The organism is Crocosphaera chwakensis CCY0110 (assembly GCF_000169335.1).
Lineage (GTDB): Bacteria > Cyanobacteriota > Cyanobacteriia > Cyanobacteriales > Microcystaceae > Crocosphaera > Crocosphaera chwakensis.
Map to the genome: position 1 here is coordinate 1 of NZ_AAXW01000030.1, position 23,734 is coordinate 23,734.

Genomic DNA, 23,734 nt, shown 5'->3' on the forward strand with positions numbered 1-23,734 from the left:
TTGATTCATTCTTGCACTCCTAAAGAGAATTTTATTGTGCCGTTTCCCCATCACATTCAATGGGTTTTCACTGGGAAATATAGCTAAAGAATTTTGTAAAGTCAAGTATTTTTATTGAGATTTTTTTAAATTGAATTAAAATCTTAATATTTCTTAAATTAGTATATTTTTCTAACAAAATGTAACATATGATAAAGAAATATTATTGAGTCAAACTATCATTAAAAACTTAAACAATCTTGGACAAAATTAGACAAAAAAGCCATTAAGACTCAAATAGCAACGATAGTTGTTAAGAAAACATTGGATTTAATCTATAGCGTTTTTTAAAACTAAGAAAACAAACTAAAAAAAATTAAAAATAAGTCATTAATGTTATAGTTTTGAAAACTAGGTGAGTTAGTAAGAACTAGGCATTTTATAATAGAGTTATAACATCCCTAACCTGTTCATATCAATTATTTTATTTTCATAGCTTAACGTAATATAAATTTATTTCGAGAAAAGAGTCATGACATATCTTTTAACCATTAAAGAAGCTGCTAAATTTTTAGGAGTCAGTCCTAAAACTCTTCGTCGTTGGGAAAATGCAGGGAAAATTAAAGCCTATCGAACTCAAGGGGGACATCGAAGGTTCAAAGTTGAGGAATTATACCAAACAGTGAACACAAATTTATTAACAGTTTGCTATTGTCGAATTAGTAATGACCAATCGCTGGATGATTTAGAAAAACAAGTCAATTGTTTAGAGAGTTATTGTCAGTATCATGGGTGGAGTTACGAAATAATTAAAGATATTGGTAGTGGGGTTAATTATAAAAATCAAGGGTTAATACGGCTACTTAAATTGATTTGCAATCAAGAAGTAGAAAGATTGATCTTAACCCAAAAAGATAAATTGCTTAGGTTAGGGGATGATTTATTTTTTACAGTTTGTGAATTTTTTGAAATAGAAGTTATTATTATTAACTGTTCAAAAACTGAAAGCATGGAAGATGATTTAACCGAAGATTTCCAAGAAATTGTCAACCAACTTAAAGATCGTTTGTATGGTCTTAATAATCCAACTAATGCTAAGCTTTTAGAAGAGGTAGAAAAAATCACGCTAAAGTATAAATAAAACAGTAAACAGTGAGTGAGTCACTGATACTTCGACATAGTTCAGTACAAGTAACGGATAACTAATAACTGGCAACTGAATAATGGATTTATTAACTGCACTTATTACCCTTCCTTTCGTATTTGCATTCGGCGCTTGTATTGGTAGCTTCCTCAATGTTGTTATTTATCGCTTACCCGAAGGACTCTCTTTAATTCATCCTCCTTCCCGTTGTCCTCATTGTGAACACCGATTAGGAAAAACCGAGAATGTGCCAGTATTAGGATGGTTATGGTTAAGAGGCCGGTGTCGTTGGTGCCGTGCGCCGATTTCTGTACGTTATCCTTTAATAGAAGCGGTTACAGGGTTATTATTTTGTTTTGTTTTTTGGCAATATCAATTTACCCTTGTAACCCTTGGTTATTGGGTGCTAATTAGTTGGTTAGTCACCCTTTCGATGATTGATTTTGATACTATGACCTTACCAGGAGTCCTAACTAAGTCAGGATTAGTATTAGGATTAATTTTTCAAGGGATAATAGGTTGGCAAGTGTCTGAACTTCCTGAATACTTAATGACAAGCGTGGTTAGTGCTGTTTCAGGAATATGGTTATTTGATCTTATTGGCTTGGGAGGTACATTTGTATTGGGGCAACAAGCGTTAGGGGGAGGAGACTCTAAGTTAGCTGCTATGTTGGGAGCATGGTTAGGATGGAAATACCTCTTAGTGACCAGTTTTTTAGCTTGTTTAGTGGGTTCTGTCTTTGGTATGGGAGGAATGATACTCGGATTTATTGATCGTCGTCATCCCTTTCCCTTCGGTCCGTTTTTAGCTTTGGGTGCAATGTTAAGTTTATTTTGGGGAGAAACTATTGTCTCGACTTACATTCGCCTATTTTTTCCCTTGAGTTAAATGTTTCCTAACCAACCGCTTAAATTTTCTTGTTGCAGGGGTGAGGGATTTTCAAGTTTAACTACTTCATACCGACTCGGTTGGGGTTTCCCTAGAGTAACAGAGAAGGTTCTTAATTCATCTTGATGAAAGACGGTTATAGAGACAATTTCATTGGGTTGATGGTCTTTTAAACGTTGATTTAATTCATCAGTTGTGACACGAATGCCATTAATTGCTAATAATTCGTCTTCGGGATCAATTCCTTCTAAAGAAGCAGGTGACCCTTTTTCGACGAATTTAATGATTTCTTTGTTATTTTCCGATTGAACTTTAATCCCTAAGTAGGGAACACCATCATCCTCCATGATGGGTTTAACTTGTAAACCGAAGGGGTTTAAATACTTGTTAAAGGGTAATTCTTCGATACTATCGACATACAAGTTGAAAAAGCTTTGTAAATCCATATCGGCTACGGATTCGATCACTCTTTGAAGCTGATGAGGAGTAAACCCAGTTTCGGATTTTCCGAATTGTTCCCACATCTGAACCATAACGTTATCTAAAGATCGTTGATTTTGATGTTTAGCGCGAATCAGTAAATCTAAAAGAAGAGAAACTAATTCACCTTTTAAATAATAGGAAATTTGACAATTATCACTGTTATTATCTCGTCGATAGAGTTTAATCCAAGCGTCAAAACTTGATTCACTGAGAGGTTGAACTTTGCGACCTGGGGTACTTAGAAAACGAGTGATTTCTTTACCTAAAATTTCTAAGAACTTATGAGCATCATATATTCCTGCTCTTAGAGGAATTACCATATCATAATAACTGGTTGTTCCTTCAGAAAACCATAAGGAAGGGGTATAATTTTCTTGATCGTAATCAAAAGTTTCTAATGCTTGTGGACGAATACGTTTGATATTCCATAAATGGAAAAATTCATGAGCAACTAATTGGAGAAACCGATTATATTTATCTGTATCTTTAAAATGAAAGCGAGAATAGATTAAAGAACAAGAATTTTTATGTTCTAAACCACCGAAACTATTTTGGGTAAGATGGAGGATGAATAAATAATTATCATAGGGCAACCCATTAAATAATTTTGCTTCTGTTTCAATAATTTTTTTAGTATCTTCTATGACTTGATTGGGTTGAATATTACCCGTTCCCCAAATAGCATATTGATGGGGTTTTCCTAAAACTTCAAAGGAATAAATAGCATGGCTACCAATTTCAAAAGGACTGTCTATCAATGTGTCGAAATCTTTCGCATAAAATTGATTGACTTTTTCAGGAATTGCTGGCAACCCTGTGCTAACTTTCCAAGTAGAATTAGGGGGTACAATTTCAAGGGTAATGGGAGTCGCTTCTAATCCTGGAATAAAATAAAATAAAGCTGCGCCATTGAAATAACCATGAGTATTATCTAGATGGTTGGTTCTTACGGTTAATTCATTAGCATAAACTCGATAAGTAATCAGAATATTTTCAACTTCTTTTGTTTCTACTTGCCAATGATTTTTACTAATTTTTTGGCTAAGGAGCTTTTTTTGTTTATCTTTAGAGACTGCTTTAAAATCTTGAATATGTCTAGCATATTCTCTCACTAAATAAGAACCCGGTGTCCAGACTGGCATTTTTAAATTAAGCAGAGAATTTGACCAGTGTTCAATTTGTAAACCCACCTCAAATAAATGGGAAGTAGGATGGGGCATTTTAACAAAATAAGTTAAACTGGGTAGAGGATAATTGAGTGTTTTAGTCTCAGTAATAGTTGATTTGATCATTATTAAATTTGTTTAGCAAAATGGTTTAACTGTTTAAGATTTGTTAATAACAAGACTTCACGAGAAGGATCACTTTCTATACAACCTTGATGTTGTAACTGAGTAATAATCTGTTGACAGTCATCAACAGAAATATCAGCAATATCGGCCAAATCTTGAGCAGAAAGTTGTAAAATTTCCGCCCCTTCTTCCATCAATTTACCATAAGCTTCTGCTAACTTAATTAAAGTTTTAATCAGCTTGATTTTCGGGGTTTGTTGATGTAATTGAAAACGACGATATAAGTGACGAAATCGCCTGACACTGAGTTGCAACATTTTATGATGAACTTGAGGGTCTTTAAACAGCATCTGTAAAAAACGTTGGGCTGAAATACTGAGTAATTGGACATCGGAAAGGGCAATTACGTCTATATACTTGAGAGATTCGTCTAACACCTCCATTTCTCCAAATAAATCCCCTTTACCCATAATTTCTAATACTGTTTCTTTATTGTTATAGCGGGAACGGACTTTGACCCAACCCGACATGATAAAGTAAACCGCCTTTCCCCAATCATTTTCCTTTATGATTTCTTCATGTTGACCATAATTTTCTTCATCGACCACAGACAGTATCCATTCTAAGGTTTCGGGATTAGCTGCACTAAACAGGGGAAATAGCTCGACAATTGCTTGAGTTTCCATTAAAGGGGTTTTCGGACGGCACTGAATAAGAGGGTAAGGAATATCAATTGATTGACTTTTCCTTATGGTTCAACCATTTCTTTTAATGATAAACCCCACAGACACAATAAGTCTAGGTTTGTAGATAGTTAACAATTAGAAGTTTCGCATTGACAAAAAAGACAAAATCGCTCACCTTTGCTTATTTTATGGGATATAAAATTGATATTTCATCCTAATTTCATATTTCTATGTCATGGTGGGAAAAAGAAATATCTAATTTCCAAAGTCTTTTATTTAAGCATGAAAGAAGCGAACAAGCCGGAAAATATGGTTTCTGAAGGGGTCGAGCATATTCGGGGGTTCTCCGAAAATCTATCGTCGTTAAATCCTTTATCATCAAGTGGAATGCTAACCATAGGAACGGCTGTTTTTGTCGGGGTTCTGGTTATCCGTAATACCCCGTTAAAGCGTTTATTTTCAGGAAAGATATTAGGGAGTCTGGTGAGTAAGAAAACCCTGGGATTAGGGGTTTTTATGGCGTTGACAGGGGGTATTCTTGTCGTCACCAATCAATTAAAACCAGCATCGTCTACCATGGATCATAGTGGTCATGGTGAAATGTCCCACGATGAAATGATGGCCGTGGATGGTTCGTTTAACCCCACCCCCGTCACCGTAGAAGTGGTTAAACCTCAATTATTAGAAGCTAAAGTACAGTACACAGGAACTATTGAACCCTATCAAGTGGTCACAGTTTATCCGAGAGTGGCCGGACAATTAACGAATTATTCGGTTTATCCTGGCGATCGCATTACCACGGGTCAAACCTTAGCCCAAATTAGTGCAAGTGAACTGTTTACAGAAGTAGCAGAAGCACAAGCCGAAACGGATACGATGAGAACAGCTTTAGAAGTGAGTAAAATTGAAATATTAGAGCAAAAAAATAACATTAAACAAATAGAAGCCGATCTAGGTTACTTAAACAAGAAATTAGAACGATTTTCTATGTTAGTGTCTCAAGGAGCGATCGCTCAAGATGATTATGACGTGGTAGAAAGTGAAGTGCAAGCTAAACAGGCGATGTTATCGGAAGCTAGGGTTAAAATAGCCCGTTTAGAAGCAAAAGTTATCAATGATCAGGCTAAAGTCCAACAAGCTAAAGCTAAAGTGGCGACAGCTTCGGTTATATCCAGTTATACCCAAATAGAAGCCCCAGTTACTGGTATTGTTCAAGAAAGAATAGTCGATCCAGGGATGGTGGTACAACCAGGAATGGGGATCTTGAAAATAGGAGATTATAGCCAAATTCGTTTACAAGCCAATGTAGCACAACACGATGCCACTAAAATCCGTATAGGAACTCCCATTGTTGCCAAAATTCCTGGGACAAGCCTTACTATTAATGGTCAAGTGAGTAGTATTTTCCCTCAAAGCAACAGTCAAACCCGTACCGTTACCGTCGAAGCAGTGGTTAACAACCCTGGAGGTGAGTTGCGATCGGGCCAATTTGTGGAAATGGAGTTAATTACTCAACGTCAAACCAATGCGTTAACCGTCCCCTCCTCTGCTGTTGTCACCTTTGAGGATAACCCTGCTGTTTGGGTGGTTAATGGAGAGACAGCGACTCGCAAATTAGTTACATTAGGTATGATTAGTGGTGATAATATTCAGATTCTACGAGGACTACAACCAGGGGATGCCGTTATTACCACAGGACATTATAAACTAATCGAAAATGCTGCGGTAACAGTGATCAATCAAAATCAGAATAGCCTGATTTCAAGTAATATTAGAAATGATCAAAATAACGTTAGTATTAATTTAGTCAGTTTTCCAGAAGTGAAGATCGGGGATGCTGAATTTATTTTTGAGATTATTGATAGTACAACAAAGAAACCTTTACAAGTCAAAGAGTTAGATATTAAAGCGACAATGCCGATGAAAAATATGCCTCCCATGACAGCAAAAGTTGAGGTTAAACTTGAGTCACAAACAGGAAAATTTAAAGCAGAAACTTTTTTAGGAATGAAAGGAGAATGGAAAATTTCTGTTGATGTTAAAGATGAAAATTATCAAGGTAAAAAAGAATTTAATATCTTAGTTAAATAAGTTTATCTTAATTGTCATCAACAATTAATTCTTAAGAAAAAATAAAAGTATTGAATTATTATTTTATTTGTGCTAAAAATATGGACGACATAAATTAATTGTCTTTTGTACCCAATAAAAAGAAAAAAACATGAAAAAAATCATTACTTTGATTTTACCGATTAGCATATTAATGATTGCTTGTAGTTCCCCTTCTACGGATACTCAAACTCAGGTAGAAACTACCCCTGAAACTGAAACAACTGCAACAGAAGAAAGCACAGAAACTGCCACTGAAACTGAGACAACGGCAACAGAAGAAAATACTGTTATGGTTGCTTTAGCTAGTCCAGAAGAAGAGATTCCGATGGGAGATGCAGAACTAATTTTAGAAGTTAAAGATAACACGTCTGGGGAAAGTGTACCGGTTGAAAACATCGAAGTCAGTTCAACAATGCCAATGGAAGGGGAAGATCCGATGATTTCCAAAGTAGAAATTGAACCAACAGAAACCCCTGGACAATTTAAAGTTAAAACTAACTTTGGTATGGCTGGAACTTGGAACTTAGCAGCGACAGTTAAAGACGCAAAATATCAAGGAGAAAATGAGATTGTTATAGAAGTTAAATAAAAGTAGGGTGGGCAAAGCCAGAGTTTAGATGAATTAATTTAGAATATTGATATCTTGCCCACCTAATAATACTTATAAGAATGGTGGGCAATGATGGTAAGTTAATATTAAATCACATAAGTTTTCCTATTTGCCCACCCTACTCGCCGACTTGATTGATAATATTAGAAAAATCTGGTGTTTTAGTCGACTTACCGTGACAACAACATCCCCATTCTAAAGGATAAAAACCTCTTTTTACCCATTGATGAAAACTGGAATATTCCCAATGATGGGGACAAGAAACTAATCTATGTTTAACAGGATTATAATGAATGTAATCTAAATGAGTTTTTAAATCTTGTTCATTTCTAATTGTATGTTCCCAAAACCGTCTTTGCCATACATTACTTTCTCTATGTTTGCGTCGTGACTCAGGAATATTATTGACTGATCTTAGCTGTCTGCCAATAGAACGAGTAAATAAGACTTTCATTCGTGAAATTAGTTGAGAATAGTTACTATCATGTTTGGGTAATGACCAAATAAAATGTAAATGATCGGGTAAAATGACTGCACCTAAAATATCAAACGGCTTTTCTTTTTTGACTTGAGAAACAGCAATCCGTAATTTAGTAATATAGTCAGAATTCTTAAATAAAGGAACTCGTTGATAAGTAACAATTGTTAAAAATATAGTGCTTCCTTTAAAATATAAACGACGGTAATTTGACATCTTAAATCCATTGAATTCAATGGAAAATGATTTTAGAGTCACTAAACTTCTTCAGTCAAGGTCATTGATAAAATGATCTTACCCGTAGGGTGGGCAAAGTTAACTGATAAATGAATCAATATAAAATATTGATATCATTGCCTACCAAACATAAGCGATCGCATTTTTTCAACCTGCCATTTCATCTCTATTTCATAATTATCTGTCACCTTATTAATAATGGTTTATTGATGGGCAAGCATCTTAACTTACTCATTAATATAAACAGTTACAGTATTTGCCCACCCTACGTTTTGTAATGGTATTGATGAAAACCTTTCTCACTCGGTGGTCCATTCGTAACCCTGTTATTACGCTTGCGCTATATATTGGGGTGATCATTTTATCTATTCTTACCCTTATTATTATCCCTGTGCGGATGATGCCTTATGTACAAAGTCCTTTGGTGGCCATCATCACCATGGCCGAGGGACAAACCCCTACAGAAGTCGAAACCTACATCAGTAAACCCATTGAACAGCGTCTGACGGTATTGGATGGGGTGAGGTTTGTGCGATCAAGTTCTCAACAGGATATGTCTTTAGTGACCATTCAGTTTGCTTGGGGTGGAGATATTGATACAGCAGTACAAGAAGTACAAAGCGTGATGAAGGCAGCCGAAGGGGATTTACCTTTAGATGGTATAAATACCCGTTCTTATTGGGTTTTACCTATCGATCCCCTAAATCGTCCTGTTTTGACCTTGGCACTGAAAGGGGAAGGATGGGACTCCGTACAGTTACGGGAGTTTGCGGATAATACTTTAGTTGATCGCCTGACGCAAGTGATGGATGTGCAAGCAGTTTCTATTTTTGGGGGATATCGACGACAGTTGCAAGTGATCGTTGATCGCCAAAAGTTAGCAGCTTATGGGTTATCTATACTCGATGTTCGGGATGCCATCGATAAAAACAACGTTAGCGAGGGTGCAGGGGTCTTAACGAGAGGGGATACAGAAATCTTAGTTAGGGCAGATGATCGGGCGTTAAATGCTCAAATGGTGAGAGATTATCCCCTCTATGAGATGGGGGGAAGAATTGTTTATATTCGGGATGTGGCAGAGGTCAAAGATACTTATGAAGAGAAACGCAGTGGTTATCGTTACAATGGTCAGTCAGCATTAGCGGTGAATGTGATTCAAAAGCCAGACTCTAGTTCCCCAAAGGTGATAGAAAGAGTACGGAAAGAATTAGAAAAAATCGAAGCACAATATCCAGGGATTGAATTTCAAGAGGCGTATGATAATTCGTTTTTAGTGGAGTTAATTAAAGATAGCACTACAGGGGAACTGTTAATTAGTGTTTTGTTGGCAGGGATTGTTATTTTAGTCTTTTTAGAAGATTTTCGGGCGACGGCTATTGTTATGATTTCTATCCCGATGTCTTTGGCTTTATCCATGCTTCCTTTTATCCCGATTTCTATGTCTTTAAATTCTTCTACTTTGGTAGGGATGATGATGGCGATAGGAAAATTAGTGGATGATTCTATTATTGTAATTGATTCTATTGATCGTCATCTAAAGTTAGGAAAAAGCCCCAGAAAAGCAGCTATTGAAGGGACAGGAGAGGTATTTTTAGCAAGTGCAGCAGCTAGTTGTACTATGATTGCTGCTTTGTTACCGACAGTGTTAGCCGGTGGTTTGACGGGGTTAATGTTTGTGGGTTTAGTGTATCCGATGGTGTTTGCTTTTATTTCCTCTTTGTTAGTTTCTATCACATTAATTCCCCTCTTGGCTGCATTCTTCTTAAAACCTCTGGGCAAAACTAAAAATCAAAAAAGAACCTGGTTACAATGGTTAGTGAGTCCCTTTCATTATGGCTTTATTGCTTTAGAAAAGAGTTACGGCTGGTTATTAAATCTTAGTTTAAAAAATCGAGAAATCACTTTAGCTATAGCAGGAGCATTTATTGTTTTAGCCTTTGCTTTATATCCCTTTATCCCTCAAGAAATGATGCCATTAGGGGACTCAGGACAGTTTATGGCAACCATAGAATTAGAACCTGGGGTGTCTTTTCAAAAAACCGATCAAACAGCAAAACAATTTGAAACTATTATCTTAGAACAGCCAGAAATTGAAAAAGTTTCCTCAGAAATAGGCTTTGAATTTACCCGCAATAGTACCTATTTTAGTGCTTATAGTATGGGTGGGGTTAACGCTGCATCGATGATAGTCACCCTCAAACCCTTGGGGGAAAGACAACGAGATATTTGGCAAGTCATGGATGCAATAGAAACAGAAGCTAATGCAACCATACCAGGAATACGACGCATTGCTATGAAAGAGATGGGTGTGGATGTGATGGCCACCTCTGCTGCACCCATACAAATCGCTGTTTATGGAGAAGATTTGAATATTTTACACAGTTTAGCCCAAGAAGTCTTAAATATCGCTGAAAATAATCCCGATATCGTCATGACGCACACCAGTTCTAGTCTAAACCAACCGGAATATCAACTAAAAATTGATCGCCGTCGGGCCCAAGAGTTGGGGTTAAGTTTAGCAATGGTCACAGAACAAGCAAAATACGCTTTAAATGGAGGATATACCCGTAGTTTTTATAATCGTCCTAATTTACGGCAAAATACCATCTTAGTGCGCTACAATCAGCAAGATAGGGGCAATTTTCAAGATTTAGCTTCCACTTACATCACTACTCCCAACGGGGAACAAATACCCTTATCAATGGTAGCAAGGTTAGAACCTTCTCAAGGGCCGACATTAGTGGAAAGGGTTAATGGCCGTCGGGTTGTCTATGTCAATGGCTTCTATCGTAAGCGTAATCCTGCCTCGATGAATTTGTCAATGGCGGTTGCAATGCAAGCAGCAGAAGAGATTACGTTTCCCCCTGGTTATGGGTTAGACTCGATGGGGGATATGACGGATATGATGATTGAATTTGATCGTTTATTAAAAGGTTTAGTGGTTTCTTTAGTATTAATTTACCTTATTTTAGTAATTCAATTTGGTTCATTTATTCAACCTTTGGTAATGATGTTGTCTATTCCTTTAGAATTAGTTGGAGTATTTGGGGCGTTATTATTAGCCAAACAAACCTTATCTACGGTATCAATTTTAGGCATTATTATTTTATCAGGAATTGCCGTATCTTCTGCTATTTTATTATTAGAATTAATTTTAACCAAGCGACAGGAAGGGGTTCCCAGAATGCAGGCCATTCGAGAGTCGGGACCCGTGAGATTAAAAGCCATTTTTATGACCACATTAACCACAATGATTGTAGTCGTAAGATTAGCCTTTTATCCTGAGACAGGAATGGATGCTTATTCCCCCATTGCTACAGTTATTTTAGGGGGGTTAACGGTGTCCACTTTATTAACTTTAATTGTCATTCCTGTGGTTTATACCTTCGTTGATGACTTTATTATGGGAGTGAAAAAATTAACGAGAAAAATGAAGAAAATTAGAGCCTAATCTGTAGAGTGGGCAAATTTTAACAAAAAAGACCTATAGCACTACGCATTTTGGTTAGGATATTTTTATAATAGAAAAGAAGTTATCAACTAATCAAGTGATCTCCAAGACTATACCAGCACCTTATAGCTATGATGTACGCAAAAAAGCCATTGAAGCAGTCAAAAGAGGACATAAAAAAGTCAATGTCTACCGTTTATTCAAAGTTAGTCGTAACACTTTGGATTTATGGTTAAAAAGAGAAAAAGAAACAGGAGATTTTCAGGCGATCGCCTTAACCTTCTTGTGTCCTAATTTTTGCCGTTTGCCTATTCCCTTCAAAAATATCTAACTTTTTAATACTTCTTGAATCATATAATTAGCCTGAGAACCATAACCACCCCCAAACAAATTATAATGATTTAAAATATGATAAAGATTATACAAAGTCTTGCGTTTTTTATACCCTTCATCTAACGGAAATACCTCATTATATCCCCGATAAAATGGAGCCGGGAAACCCCCAAAAAGTTCAGTCATGGCGATATCAACCTCGCGATCGCCATAATAGGTAGCAGGATCTAATATAACCGGTTCTTCTGCTTCTGTCACGGCTGCATTCCCTGACCACAAATCTCCGTGAACTAAAGAAGGTTGAGGATTAATTGTTGATAAAATATCTCTCACTTTTTCTACAATTTGACTATAATTGCCGAAATTCCCTCCCTTTCTTGAGGCTGATTTTAATTGATAACCAATGCGATAATCTGCAAAAAAGTCAGACCACTTTTCTGTCCAATTATTAACTTGTGGAGTTGAACCAATAGTGTTATTTTGACTCCAACCAAATTTAGTTTCCCCTTGATATTGGTGCATTTTTGCCAAATTCTTGCCCATTAACTCCCACGACTCTTTAGACGAATGACCAAATTCTAACCATTCTAAAATAATATAACTCGAACGTTCTGCCATTCCCCAACATATCGGTTTAGGAACTCTAATAGTTTCGGTTTTTGCCATTTCTTTGAGTCCTAATGCTTCTGCTGTAAACATTTCCACTTGAGAAGCATGGTTGATCTTTACGAAGTATTTAATGTCTTTCCCAATGAGACAGTAACCTTGGTTAATACAGCCACCACTGACTGATTTTCGGTTTTCTATTGCAAAAGATTTGCCTGTTGTTTGACTAATATGTTCAGCGATTTGTGTCCACATTATTTTTAACCTTCATTATTAATATATTTACAGTTTACAATCACTTTTAATTTTTCACTATTGTTACCCCGTAAGCATTTAAGTTAAGATACTTTTGCGCTGCTTTTTGAATATCATCTAAAGTTAAAGATTGGATAATCTGAGGATAAGATAAAGCAGGGTTTAAATCGTGCATTTGAGAATAATAATAGCCATACAGATTCGTGCGATCGCTTGGTCTTTCATTACTAAAAATAAAACGATTAATCGCTTGTCTTTTAATACGTTTTAACTCTTCTTCTTTAACAGATTCTTGTTGAATTTTACGTAAATGCTGAATAATTATTTTTTCGACTTCTGTGATTTTATCCGTTGACAACTTAGCAGCCAGATAAAACATTCCTTGAACTTTTTGAGTCATATTACTTACACTAATTTGAGACACTAAACCTTTTTCTTCTCGTAAATCTCGAAATAAACGAGAGGTTTTACCCTTCCCTAAAATAGAAGCTAAAACATCTAACGCATAAGTCTCATTCAACTCAAGAAAACCGGGGACTTTCCACATCATAATTAACCGCGCTTGTTGCAGTTTATCATCTTCGTATTCTTGACGTACAATATCTTTAAATGGTGACTCAGGCGCATCAGGAAACCTTAAAGACTGATAACTATCAGAAATTGTTTTTTGAGTATAATAAGTTTCTTCAAAACCATTAGCAACAGTATCTATTAATTCTTCAACAGGAAGATTCCCCACCGCTACGGCTGTGACTGAGGTAGGATGATAACAACTACCATGAAACTCACGCATTTGTTGAGAGGTTAACCCTTCAATAACTGATGCTGGACCTAACACCGGACGACGATAAGGTAAACTTTCAAAACAAGTTTCCATTGCTCGATAAAAGGTGCGACGATTAGGATTATCATGAGAGCGTCTAATTTCTTCAAGAACCACTAATCTTTCTCGTTCAAATGCTTCATTTTCGATCATTGGATTGAAAACAACATCTAACTGCAAAGGAACCAAATCTGCAAAATCTTTTGGTGCGCTGGTAATATAAAAATGGGTATATTCTTGGGATGTGGCCGCATTGGTAACTGCGCCTCTTTGTTCAATTAGCTGTTCAAACTCACCACTTTTCAACTTAGGTGTGCCTTTAAAAACCATATGTTCGAGAAAATGAGCCATTCCGTTGATCTCATTTGACTCCAAGGCTGAACCCACCCTAAGCCATACATTAAGGTTAACCGCTTCTACAGGCATTTGTTCGGCAATGATTGTTAACCCATTGTTTAAATTAACAATAGTAGGTACATGAGTCTTTGATGAGTCAAGGACGGAAGTGAGCATAAAATAGTATTGATTAAGTCTGCTAATTCTATCTTAATTGTATTCGGAGCCATCGCTTCTTAAAAACAAGGAAAAAATGATTGTTAATGTTCAAAAAGCTTTTGCCAATCTTGACTTGACATGATGTTATGTCTACTCATATCTTGCACCTTCGATTACATGAGCTAGTTTAGGGAGCCAAAAGGCAATCCGCAATAGTATTTCATTTTGACGCTAAATTATTCATAATTGATTACTTTCTGATAATTATTAAGTTTTCTTGTACTGATGCAAGATGTCAGTCTATTTCTTTTTATGATGCTTCTCTGTTTCAAGATCAAATTAAAGAGATTTTGCAAAAGAAAATTCAAGGCAAAATTAAATAATCTAACATGGAACAGCTTATGAGGTTGAATTTAGCGAGCGCGCAATGGACGGACTTACGAATCTCTTGAACTCACTGCTGACCAATTTAAAACCGCTTTTTCGGTCGATAATTAGCCACTGATTCCACTAACCCTAAGGCAATAAAATTCGTTAATAAAGCCGATCGCCCGTAACTTAACCAAGGTAAAGGAATCCCTGTAATGGGTGCTAATCCTACAGTCATACAGATATTAACAATCACCTGAAACGAAATCATCGATAACATTCCGATCGCGAGTAATGAGCCAAAATTATCATTTGCTTGACAAGCAATAACCACTAAGCGAAAACAAATTAACCAAAACGCCACCAAAACAGCGATCGCACCGATAAAACCAAACTCTTCACCAACCGCCGAAAAAATAAAATCCGTATGTTGTTCAGGGATAAAATTTAACTGAGTTTGTGTCCCTTCAAATAGTCCCCGTCCCCATAATTCACCCGAACCAATAGCAATACGAGATTGAATTAATTGATAACCCCCACCCAAGGGATTTTTTTCAGGTTCTAAAAATAGGGTTAAACGGTCTTTTTGATAATCTTTGAGGAGTCCCCAAAAAATGCCACTCAGTTTCCCTGAGCCAAAATTCATACCCATAACAAAGATAGTGGACACAAACCTTAAGGGCAGTGTAAACCAAGCCACTAATCCCATTAAAATAGCCCAAATAATCCATCCAGGAAACAAGACATTGAATAAAATGGCTGAAATAATGGGAGAGATCATTAAAATTAACCATCCAGGGGACATATTCGCCCAATAGAGCATCCCCAACGTAATCGCCCCAAACACTAACCCAGTTCCTAAATCGGGTTGTAACATAATTAACACCCAAGGAACTGCCGTTACTCCTAAAATACGTAAAACTGATGGGATTGTCTTAGCATCTTTTTGATGAAGTAAAGCAGCTAAAGTGATAATTAACCCTACTTTGGCAAACTCCGACGGTTGGATATTAAATCCAGCAATTTCGATCCAACTTTGCGCCCCATTGGCTGCTACCCCGATCGCAATAACTGCAATCAGAGAAATATTGGTGATAGCATAAGTGAGCCAGTGCCACTGCATTAAATGTTCGTAACGACAACGAGCTATAAATAAAGCGATCGCCACGCCTAAACCCCCAAAGAGCCAATGTTGCCACCAAGTGACAGAAGTTTCATGGAGTTCCGTGCTGCGAATCATTAGCCCTCCAATACTGGTTAAACCCACCACCAAGATCAGTAACAACCAATCAACTTGGGGCAAAGACGATAACCATAAAGGGACTGTTCGTTTGCGACTGCCTCGATAAGCGTATTTTGTAGTTCGTAACATCATAATAGAGAGAACTCCTCACAGAACTATCTAAACACAATAAACTCTATGGGTTGAATAGAGCAGGGGAGCAGCCAAACTGGATCAGGAACAAAAGTGACTCATTGACTCCTTTCTATTGAGCTAATTTCCTCTACTAGACATCTTAAAAGTTAAGTCAAGCAAAAGACAAGAATCTTAATGTTTAGATCACTTATTCCCCTTAAGCTAAAGCAGCCACAGACACTTTGGCAGCAATATTTTGAGCGATCGCCGTTAATGCCTGAGCGGAGGCCGACTCAGGAGCCGACATAACAATAGGAATCCCTTTGTCACCTCCTTCTCTAAGGGCAATTTCTAGGGGGATACAGCCCAGTAGAGGCACTTGTAACTCTTTTGAGGCTTTTTCCCCACCACCGGAGCCAAATAGGTCATATTGACGTTCTGGTGCATCTGGGGGGATAAAATAACTCATATTTTCCACCAAACCCAATACTTTAACTCCCAACTGTTCAAACATTTTTAAGCCCCGACGAGCATCTAAAAGAGAGACAGTTTGAGGAGTAGTAACAATCACAGCGCCGGCCATAGGAACTGCTTGGGCCATGGTTAACTGAGCATCTCCGGTACCTGGAGGCATATCCACCACTAAATAGTCTAAGGCTCCCCAGTTGACTTGATAAAGGAATTGACGAATAATGCCATTAAGCATGGGACCCCGCCAAATCACCGGTTGATCAGGATCGATTAAAAAGCCCATCGATACCATTTTCACCCCATAGTTAAAGGCGGGTTGAAGAATATCTCCTGCTTCATTTTTTTCGACTTGCACCTCCGTATTTTCCAGTCCTAACATGGTAGGGGCGTTGGGTCCGTAAATATCAGCATCAAGTAAACCGACTTTTGCTCCAGTTTGAGCCAAAGCAACGGCAATATTCACCGCTACGGTACTTTTTCCTACTCCCCCTTTACCACTAGAAACCGCAATGATGTTTTTTGTTCCTGCCACAGACTGCTGGTGAGGGAGGGATTTTTGTTGAGGGGTTTCTGCGGTGACTTCTACGTTTACGGTTTCTACTCCTGGCAAGGTTTGAACCGCTTTTTTACAGTCGTCTACGATAAATTCGCGTAACGGACAAGCAGGAGTGGTTAAAACCAGGGTAAAGCTAACGTTACCGTCATCTACAGCAACGTTACGAATCATATTGAGGTCGACTAAACTTTTTTGTAGTTCTGGATCTTGAACCGGTCTTAATACGTTTAAAATTGATTGAGTATCGAGCATTTTAATTGATGGTTCTCCTATCAAGCAGCCCTATGGCTTGCTCAAATTGCTTATATCATCAATCTTAACGGTTTTTGGCTCACTTCCTTTAATTAAAAAAGCTAAAATCTTTACCTGTTGCCTATTATAGAGTTCCCTGTTCCCTTTCTTCACAGGTGACTTGAAACTTGTTTAACTCCTTAATTGTTGCAGCTAATTTTAGGAGGCTCATTCCGTTGTAGCCAATAAGCTTCAACTAATTGGATCAATTTGACAAAATCTTGAAAGTTAACGGGTTTAACTAGATAGGAATTGATTCCAAGATCATAAGCATGATTAAGGTCAGAATTTTCTTTAGAAGAACTCAGAACCACGACTAATAAGCGTTTTAATCTAGGGTGCTGACGTATCCAAGCTAATACTTCTAACCCTGAACGTCGGGGTAATTTTAAGTCTAGTAATACTAATAGAGGCGTAGGATAAATATTTTTATCAGCGTATTTTCCTTCTCGACTCAAATAGGCGATCGCTTCTTCTCCGTCTGACACTTGCATCATAGGCTGTCTAATCTCAGCTTTACGAAAAGCTCTCTGAATCAACAGGATATCATTGTAATCATCTTCGACTAATAAGATACACATTTCTAAGAAGCCGTTGCTCCAATTTAAACTAAAGTGTGATTATACTTCGCAAGCAACAACAAATTTTTGACCAATTCATTTTAAACCTTGAAAATTTTAAAGGAAAGAGGTGATTTTTTGTTATTACTTAAACGAACTCAAGCAGAATAGATAATAAGTTCCTATAAAAGTGATTAATAAACAAAGGAAATATGATTATTACCTCCGTCTAGTTACATTCTACCCTTCAACCCCAGGCAATTCAACCCAAAAACGACTACCACGGTTAACTTCTGATTTAACACCCAGTCTCCCCCCTAATCTTTCAACACCTTTTTTGACAATAGCTAAACCAATACCTGTCCCAGGATATGCTTCATTGCCATGCAATCGTTCAAACACTTCAAAAATACGTTCTTGATGTTGCGCTTCGATGCCGATACCCTTATCTTCTATCCACAAACGGACAAAATTTTCAGGATATTCTTCAGTCCAGATATGTATTTGGGGTTTGACCTTAGCAGAGGTAAATTTGAGAGCATTAGACAGCAAATTGTTAACGATTTGCTGCAAAATTGTGCGATTACCTAAAACGTTTAATAATGGCTTTTCTATAGTTATTTCTGGCTGAACGTCTGTCATTGCTATCTCCAAATCTTCTAAAGCTTTATTCACCACTGAGGTTAAATTTACCGGCTTTTTATGAATTTCAGTCCGTGACAAGCGACTATAAGCCAGTAAATCTTGAATTAATTTTTCCATTTGCTCTGCTGAAGCAACCAACCTTGAAGCATATTCTTGTCCCAAGTCGTCTAAATTTTCGGCATAATCTTCTTGTAGAGCGACCGCAAAACCTTGAATGGCTCGTAAGGGAGCTTTGAGATCATGGGAAATGCTGTAACTGAAGGCTTTGAGTTCTTTGTTGATTTCTTCGATTTGAGCAGTCCGTTCTTGCACTTTCTTTTCTAGATTTAGTGCATAATTTTGATCCGCTTGAATTAGATTAGCTTGTTGAATAGCGATCGCCACTTGAACGCTGATTTCTTCGATTATGGCCAACTGTTCTGGCGTAACCACTTCGACATCTTCTACCCATAACTTAAAAATACCGAGTAATTTATTTTGTGCTTTTAAAGAAAAACAAATGAAACAGTCTAACCCTGAAGTCGCTAGACTAGGAATAGCTGCTGATAGCTTAGGTAATTGACTTAAATAAGCAACTACATAATTTTGTTCTGATTCTTGTAACCTGTTAATTAAATCCTGCCAAATGTCGAGAGTGGTTTCTAATTTTTTTGGTGTTTTTTGTTCTGCTCTACCCTGAGTTCCTAAAATTGTGGCAGCACGGTGTTCTGAATTAAAAGTAACAATCGAAGCACGCTGACAAGCCGGCAAAAAATATTGAATGTTATTAATAGCTATCTTAGCGATCGCTTGGGGTTTTTGTGCTTCAATAATTGCTTTATCGATTTGATGTAGATTGGCTAGGCGTTTTAAAGCTTGTTGTTGAGATAATTCTATATTTTTGCGCTCATTAATATCTTCTATGACACAAATAAAATATTCTGGTTCTCCTGTTTTGCTTTTGAACAAAGAAACTGTCAGAGTAACCCAAACTGGGGACTTATCTTTGCGGATATAGCGTTTCTCCATTGAATAACTGGTGATTTCCCCTGCTAAGATTTGACGGACGTATTCTAAATCCGGTTCTACATCATCAGGATGAGTCATTTCTTGAAAGGTTTTTTCTCGTAACTCTTCTTGGCTATAACCGACAATTTGACAAAGTTTTTGATTCACCAATAACCATTTACCATTGGGAGCAACATGAGCCATTCCTACAGCAGCCTGTTCAAAGGTTTTGCGAAAATGGATTTCACTTTCTTGTAAGGCCATTTTCGCTTGTTTAATTTCTGTAACATCTTTAGCGCAGGAAATGACTAAACGTCTACCATCTAATAATTTACCCAAAGGGGCAGAACTAAAATTCCAGATACGAACTTGTCCATCGGCGGTTCTAATTTTAAATTCTCCTTCATCCACTCGCTGATTTAATTCGTAAAGGCGATCTATCCAAGATTTAACCGTTCCTTGTTTATTTCCATAAGCTTTTTGTGTCCACTCAGCAGTGGTGGGAATGTCCTCAATTGTGTAGCCAGATAACTCTGTCCAAGTTTGATTAACGTGCAGAATTTCTCCATCTTCAGCGTGAACTAAGACAGGGATGGGGGCATTAAATACAGCACAATGTAGCTTTTCCTCATTGTTACGAAGTAAACAGTCAGCATTTTCACCGCAATTCATCTGATCTTTTAGCAATCGATTCACTTCTAAAAGTTGCTCATTTTGACATTGAATTGTTTGGGTAAACTTCTGTTTTTCTTCTTGACGGATTAACTCTTTATAGACCGAAAAGTTTAATCGATCCGAGGTAATTTGATCCTTAATTAAATAATCAGCAGCACCCAGTTTAATAAACTGTTCGGCTATATTGTCGTTTCCTTGTCCCGTTAGGATAATCACAGGGCAAGGATTTTTATTATATTTTTGTTGCCATCGCTCTATCCATTCTAAGCCGTTGATATCCGGTAAGAAATAATCCAATAAGACAAGATCGGGTAAAACGTTAGGGTATATTTCTAAGGCTGCTTTTCCTGTTTCGGCTTCGATGAAATGGTAATCATATTCCCTACTTTTTTTTAGATAGCGTTGATATATCACTCTATCGACTTCTGAATCATCCACTAACAGAATAGTCCGTTGCTTTGTAGGGAGGAGATGGGGGGGTTTCCTGATCTTGTTTGAGCGATCGCTAGTCATTGCCTTAGATTCCTCCCGTTTTTGCTCTGAAATTCTTGTTCTTATTGTCTATTTTGTATTAATTCTGATATAGATTGAACCAATCGCAAAGGCTCAATGGGTTTGGGTAGATGGAGATCAAAACCAGCCAGGAGTGCTTTTTGTTTATCTTCTTCTCTAGCATGGGCAGTTAGAGCGATCGCAGGTAGACGAGTTTGTTCATTCTCTTGACTACGAATTTGTTGAATTAGTTCATAACCATCTTCTAAGGGCATGGAAATATCGCTAATAATGACATCTATCGGATGTTGCTGGTATTGACTTAACGCTTGTCTGACCGAGCTAGCAGCAACAATTTTAGCACCACACTGTTCTAAAATTAAGGTGATCATTTCGCGGGCATCGGCTTCGTCTTCTACCACTAATAGATTTAGATTTAATAGAGAAGGAAGAGAATTCAACTGAGATGCTGAGGTAGATTTTGTTTCCTGGTTACGTACTGACTGAATTACGGGTAACTCAACGGTAAAGGTACTGCCTTTGTCAATTCCCTCGCTCTCAGCCATGACGCTACCGCCGTGCATCTCCACAATATGACGAACGATGGCTAAACCTAAACCAAGTCCTCCTTGTGTTCGCGTCGAAGACTTATGTTCTGCTTGACGAAAGCGATCAAAAATATGGGGTAAGACATCACCAGAAATTCCTTTACCTGTATCTGTGATACGAATAAATGCCATCTGGTTATTTTCTTCTCCTCCCTCGATGGTAATGGAACCGTCGATAGGGGTAAATTTAACAGCATTGATTAACAAGTTCCAAAACACCTGTTGCAGTCTTTCTTTATCTCCATTAATCTCTATTGTTTGACTGCTAAGTTGAAGATTGATGTTAATATTTTTTGCTTTAGCCGTTGGACTTACCGTATCAATAGACGACAAGATAACAGAAATTACATTAATGGGCTGAGCTTCTAGCTTTAATGTACCGCAAATAATGCGCGAAACATCCAAAAGGTCTTCAATTAGCTGAGTTTGTACGTTAGCATTACGTTCTATGACTTCTAAACCGGTGTTAAATTGGTCTTCGTTTAAAGTTCCGCTTCGTAATAGTTGCATCCAACCAATAATGGCATTAAGAGGGGTTCGTAATTCGTGGGAAAGGGTAGCTAAAAACTCATCTTTGACATGATTTAATCTTTCAGCTTCTTCTTGTGCCTGACGTGCCTCATGTAAGAGTTGAATGCGTTCTAATTCTGCTTGTTTGCTGGCGGTAATATCTGCTATTGCCCCTTCATAACCAATGATCTCACCTTTTTTATCTTTAACGGCGATCGCTTTATGACTCACCCAAATGATTTCTTGTTGGTGATTACGAATTCGTCCTTCAAAGTCTTCTTTTGCCTCAACTTGTCCTAATTGTTGTTGCCACTGACGATAAACGTCTGGTTCAAGGTGATAATTAGCTAAATTTTGATTAAATAGTTCTTCCCTTTTTTCGTAACCGAACATTTTCATTAAGGTGGGGTTGGCTTCTAAAATTTCTCCTGCACGATTGAGACGATATAATCCTAATGGTATACGTTTAAAAAAGCGATCATAGGTTTGTTGAATTTGGTCTAACGCTTGTCTTTGTTGCCATCGCTGCCAGGCGGATCTGATCGCTGCTGCGAGACGGATATAGTGTTTAGGAGACTTAATCACATAATCATCTAATCCGGCTTTCATTGCTTCAACTGCAATTTCTTCGCTACCTGTACCGGTAAACATGATGACGGGACAATCGGGTATCTGTTGTTTAATGCGATGTAAAATATCTAAGCCTGTAGTCCAACGTAAGCGATAGTCAGTCACAACTAAGTTAAATTTTTGCTTTTGTAATGCTTCGCTGAAGTCAGCTTCGTCGATAATTTCCCAATATTTAAACTCAGGAAACAATTTTTTGATTTGACGTAAAGCTAATTTGCGATCGCTTGGGTTATCATCGATGATCAAGGCTTTCGGATAATTCATTATCAATGAATAGTAAGGGAGAGACGATGAGTTAAGTACAGTTAGATTTTAATTGTATAAGAAATGATAAGGCTCAAATCATCTTTTGGTTAGTTTTGTTTCTATTCATTTAACTGTGAATGATTCACAATGTTATTACAATTGATATACAATTTAATACTTTATTTTAACGTATTATCTTTGGCCTTGAAGAGAGACTTAAAATATCTGACAGTTAACAAATGTTCGATATTATAGAGGTTTCTGTTTCGGAATACCGACATCACGGGGAAATTGTTCAGGAGTCAAAACAACTTTTTTGATATAAATAAAATGACGCACACTTTTAGTTAAAGGAGTGCGAAGTTGTTTAACTAAAATAATTTTGCCTCCTAATTTTTTTAAAGCAGCTTTTAAGTTAATTTCTTCTTGTGTTTCCCAGTTTCCTCGATACAATACACCAATTCCTCCAATTTTGAGAAAAGGTAAAACATATTCAGCACAGACAGACGGTTCTCCCACTGCACGAATTAAGCCTAAGTCATATTTTTCTCTATGTTGTGGTAAATGTCCTATCGCTTCCGCTCGTCCAACCACTGTTTGAGAATTAGACAATTTTAATGCTTCTAAAAAGAGGTTAATGACCTTAATTTTTTTTTGAGTTGAATCTAATAAAGTCAGTTGCCAATGGGGAAAAATAATACTTATTGGAAGACCAGGAAAACCAGCTCCTGTACCAATATCAATCACTTTTAATGAATCTTTGTAATTCAAAAAATCTAAGCCAATAACACCAGCTAAAGAATCCCATAAATGTTTTTCCCAGAATTCTTGGGGTTCTGTTATTCGAGTTAAATTAATTTGACGATTAATTAATAGTATTTCTTGATATAATATCTCCCATTTTTCTAATTGTTCTTGTGTCGGTTGCCATTGTAAACTATTTTGCCAAATATCTTCAAATGTTGGTATTTTCATTAAATGAAACCTTTAACATACAGAAAATTTATTTATTTTCCATTGTTCTAGAAAATTATGAGCTAGGACAATTTTATCTTGATCGTTGCAGAAGTCGATTATAAAGGATAAATTGATCTGCTACCTCTTCAGAATATCATTGTAAGTGCGATCGTTTATTTTATTAAGGTTTTGTGGAGGAAGTAAAGCAACATAACTACAAAACTGTGCCGAAATAGGAACTTAATCAGTTAATAAATTATATAAAGTTACAACTCAAGAATGAACATCTCTTTTTTCCTATTTTTTTATTTTTCGATAAGTGCATAACCATCTGTTTTCACCTGTGGTAAACTTTCTAGCTATGCTAGGACTAATCGATTTTGCATTATTCACCCATAATCAAGACAAATAAGGTACGTTAACCCCTCCACTTTTACTATCGTAACCAGGAATGATTAATAAAAAAACATTGTATTCCGACGTTCCCTATGCCCTATTTCCTATTAT

General features: G+C 37.0%; 16 protein-coding genes and 1 pseudogene. 6 read left to right on the top strand and 11 right to left on the bottom strand.

Going from position 1 to position 23,734, the window contains the following annotated elements:
* Positions 1–511: 511 nt before the first annotated feature.
* Both CY0110_RS17040 and CY0110_RS17045 read left to right on the top strand, forming a co-directional pair.
* On the top strand, positions 512–1,120 hold the full coding sequence (locus tag CY0110_RS17040; RefSeq protein ID WP_008276745.1) for an IS607 family transposase: 609 nt from the start codon (positions 512–514) through the stop codon (positions 1,118–1,120).
* A gap of 82 nt (positions 1,121–1,202) precedes the next feature.
* Positions 1,203–2,012 carry a prepilin peptidase gene (locus CY0110_RS17045; RefSeq protein ID WP_008276746.1) on the top strand — a complete coding sequence of 270 codons (810 nt, stop codon included), beginning with the start codon at positions 1,203–1,205 and terminating at the stop codon, positions 2,010–2,012.
* On the opposite strand, the gene CY0110_RS17050 is transcribed toward CY0110_RS17045, so the two are convergent.
* Both CY0110_RS17050 and CY0110_RS17055 read right to left on the bottom strand, forming a co-directional pair.
* Positions 2,009–3,787, bottom strand: coding sequence for a M61 family metallopeptidase (locus CY0110_RS17050; RefSeq protein WP_008276747.1), 1,779 nt, complete (start codon positions 3,785–3,787; stop codon positions 2,009–2,011). The genes CY0110_RS17045 and CY0110_RS17050 overlap by 4 nt on opposite strands.
* 2 nt (positions 3,788–3,789) lie before the next feature.
* Positions 3,790–4,473 (bottom strand): Crp/Fnr family transcriptional regulator, encoded by a 684-nt coding sequence (locus tag CY0110_RS17055; RefSeq protein WP_008276748.1) that lies wholly within the window; start codon positions 4,471–4,473, stop codon positions 3,790–3,792.
* Between the two features lie 282 nt (positions 4,474–4,755).
* Between CY0110_RS17055 and CY0110_RS17060 the strand changes: the two genes are divergently transcribed.
* Both CY0110_RS17060 and CY0110_RS17065 read left to right on the top strand, forming a co-directional pair.
* Positions 4,756–6,564 carry an efflux RND transporter periplasmic adaptor subunit gene (locus CY0110_RS17060; protein WP_008276749.1) on the top strand — a complete coding sequence of 603 codons (1,809 nt, stop codon included), beginning with the start codon at positions 4,756–4,758 and terminating at the stop codon, positions 6,562–6,564.
* Positions 6,565–6,694: 130 nt separating this feature from the next.
* Entirely contained in the window at positions 6,695–7,174 is a 480-nt protein-coding gene (locus tag CY0110_RS17065; protein ID WP_008276750.1) for a FixH family protein, read from the top strand.
* Positions 7,175–7,313: 139 nt separating this feature from the next.
* Here the strand turns inward: CY0110_RS17065 and CY0110_RS17070 are convergent, their stop codons facing one another.
* Positions 7,314–7,889, bottom strand: coding sequence for an REP-associated tyrosine transposase (locus CY0110_RS17070; RefSeq protein ID WP_008276751.1), 576 nt, complete (start codon positions 7,887–7,889; stop codon positions 7,314–7,316).
* 307 nt (positions 7,890–8,196) lie between these two features.
* On the opposite strand from CY0110_RS17070, the gene CY0110_RS17075 reads away from it, so the two are divergent.
* Positions 8,197–11,361: an efflux RND transporter permease subunit gene (locus CY0110_RS17075; RefSeq protein WP_008276752.1), complete on the top strand. Its 3,165-nt coding sequence runs from the start codon at positions 8,197–8,199 to the stop codon at positions 11,359–11,361.
* Between the two features lie 112 nt (positions 11,362–11,473).
* Positions 11,474–11,632 (top strand): annotated as a pseudogene (locus tag CY0110_RS17080) (IS630 transposase-related protein); the annotation flags it as partial.
* A 56-nt stretch (positions 11,633–11,688) separates the two neighbouring features.
* On the opposite strand, the gene CY0110_RS17085 reads toward CY0110_RS17080, so the two are convergent.
* The 8 genes from CY0110_RS17085 to rsmG all read right to left on the bottom strand — a co-directional run bounded on the left by CY0110_RS17085 (position 11,689) and on the right by rsmG (position 23,245).
* Entirely contained in the window at positions 11,689–12,555 is an 867-nt protein-coding gene (locus CY0110_RS17085) for a fructosamine kinase family protein (RefSeq protein ID WP_008276754.1), read from the bottom strand.
* A gap of 46 nt (positions 12,556–12,601) precedes the next feature.
* Positions 12,602–13,891 carry a M16 family metallopeptidase gene (locus CY0110_RS17090; protein WP_008276755.1) on the bottom strand — a complete coding sequence of 430 codons (1,290 nt, stop codon included), beginning with the start codon at positions 13,889–13,891 and terminating at the stop codon, positions 12,602–12,604.
* Between the two features lie 451 nt (positions 13,892–14,342).
* Positions 14,343–15,617, bottom strand: coding sequence for a rod shape-determining protein RodA (rodA, locus tag CY0110_RS17095; protein WP_008276756.1), 1,275 nt, complete (start codon positions 15,615–15,617; stop codon positions 14,343–14,345).
* A 199-nt stretch (positions 15,618–15,816) separates the two neighbouring features.
* On the bottom strand, positions 15,817–16,878 hold the full coding sequence (locus CY0110_RS17100; RefSeq protein ID WP_008276757.1) for an Mrp/NBP35 family ATP-binding protein: 1,062 nt from the start codon (positions 16,876–16,878) through the stop codon (positions 15,817–15,819).
* A gap of 179 nt (positions 16,879–17,057) precedes the next feature.
* The gene (locus CY0110_RS17105) at positions 17,058–17,498 is read right to left on the bottom strand and encodes a response regulator (RefSeq protein WP_008276758.1); all 441 of its coding nucleotides are present in this window, start codon (positions 17,496–17,498) and stop codon (positions 17,058–17,060) included.
* Positions 17,499–17,717: 219 nt separating this feature from the next.
* Entirely contained in the window at positions 17,718–20,297 is a 2,580-nt protein-coding gene (locus tag CY0110_RS17110) for a PAS domain S-box protein (RefSeq protein ID WP_071943860.1), read from the bottom strand.
* A 41-nt stretch (positions 20,298–20,338) separates the two neighbouring features.
* Entirely contained in the window at positions 20,339–22,288 is a 1,950-nt protein-coding gene (locus CY0110_RS17115; RefSeq protein WP_008276760.1) for a hybrid sensor histidine kinase/response regulator, read from the bottom strand.
* A gap of 231 nt (positions 22,289–22,519) precedes the next feature.
* A complete protein-coding gene (gene rsmG / locus CY0110_RS17120; protein ID WP_008276761.1) occupies positions 22,520–23,245 on the bottom strand; it encodes a 16S rRNA (guanine(527)-N(7))-methyltransferase RsmG in 726 nt (241 codons plus the stop codon).
* Positions 23,246–23,734 lie beyond the last annotated feature (489 nt).

Excerpts from the sequence above, each read along its gene's own strand:
- CY0110_RS17055 (WP_008276748.1), bottom strand. The coding sequence starts at position 4,473 with ATGGAAACTCAAGCAATTGTCGAGCTATTTCCCCTGTTTAGTGCAGCT.
- CY0110_RS17060 (WP_008276749.1), top strand. The coding sequence starts at position 4,756 with ATGAAAGAAGCGAACAAGCCGGAAAATATGGTTTCTGAAGGGGTCGAG.
- CY0110_RS17075 (WP_008276752.1), top strand. The coding sequence starts at position 8,197 with ATGAAAACCTTTCTCACTCGGTGGTCCATTCGTAACCCTGTTATTACG.
- CY0110_RS17045 (WP_008276746.1), top strand. The coding sequence starts at position 1,203 with ATGGATTTATTAACTGCACTTATTACCCTTCCTTTCGTATTTGCATTC.
- CY0110_RS17040 (WP_008276745.1), top strand. The coding sequence starts at position 512 with ATGACATATCTTTTAACCATTAAAGAAGCTGCTAAATTTTTAGGAGTC.
- CY0110_RS17110 (WP_071943860.1), bottom strand. The coding sequence starts at position 20,297 with ATGACTAGCGATCGCTCAAACAAGATCAGGAAACCCCCCCATCTCCTC.
- CY0110_RS17090 (WP_008276755.1), bottom strand. The coding sequence starts at position 13,891 with ATGCTCACTTCCGTCCTTGACTCATCAAAGACTCATGTACCTACTATT.
- CY0110_RS17105 (WP_008276758.1), bottom strand. The coding sequence starts at position 17,498 with ATGTGTATCTTATTAGTCGAAGATGATTACAATGATATCCTGTTGATT.
- rsmG (WP_008276761.1), bottom strand. The coding sequence starts at position 23,245 with ATGAAAATACCAACATTTGAAGATATTTGGCAAAATAGTTTACAATGG.
- rodA (WP_008276756.1), bottom strand. The coding sequence starts at position 15,617 with ATGATGTTACGAACTACAAAATACGCTTATCGAGGCAGTCGCAAACGA.
- CY0110_RS17050 (WP_008276747.1), bottom strand. The coding sequence starts at position 3,787 with ATGATCAAATCAACTATTACTGAGACTAAAACACTCAATTATCCTCTA.
- CY0110_RS17085 (WP_008276754.1), bottom strand. The coding sequence starts at position 12,555 with ATGTGGACACAAATCGCTGAACATATTAGTCAAACAACAGGCAAATCT.
- CY0110_RS17070 (WP_008276751.1), bottom strand. The coding sequence starts at position 7,889 with ATGTCAAATTACCGTCGTTTATATTTTAAAGGAAGCACTATATTTTTA.
- CY0110_RS17065 (WP_008276750.1), top strand. The coding sequence starts at position 6,695 with ATGAAAAAAATCATTACTTTGATTTTACCGATTAGCATATTAATGATT.
- CY0110_RS17100 (WP_008276757.1), bottom strand. The coding sequence starts at position 16,878 with ATGCTCGATACTCAATCAATTTTAAACGTATTAAGACCGGTTCAAGAT.
- CY0110_RS17115 (WP_008276760.1), bottom strand. The coding sequence starts at position 22,288 with ATGAATTATCCGAAAGCCTTGATCATCGATGATAACCCAAGCGATCGC.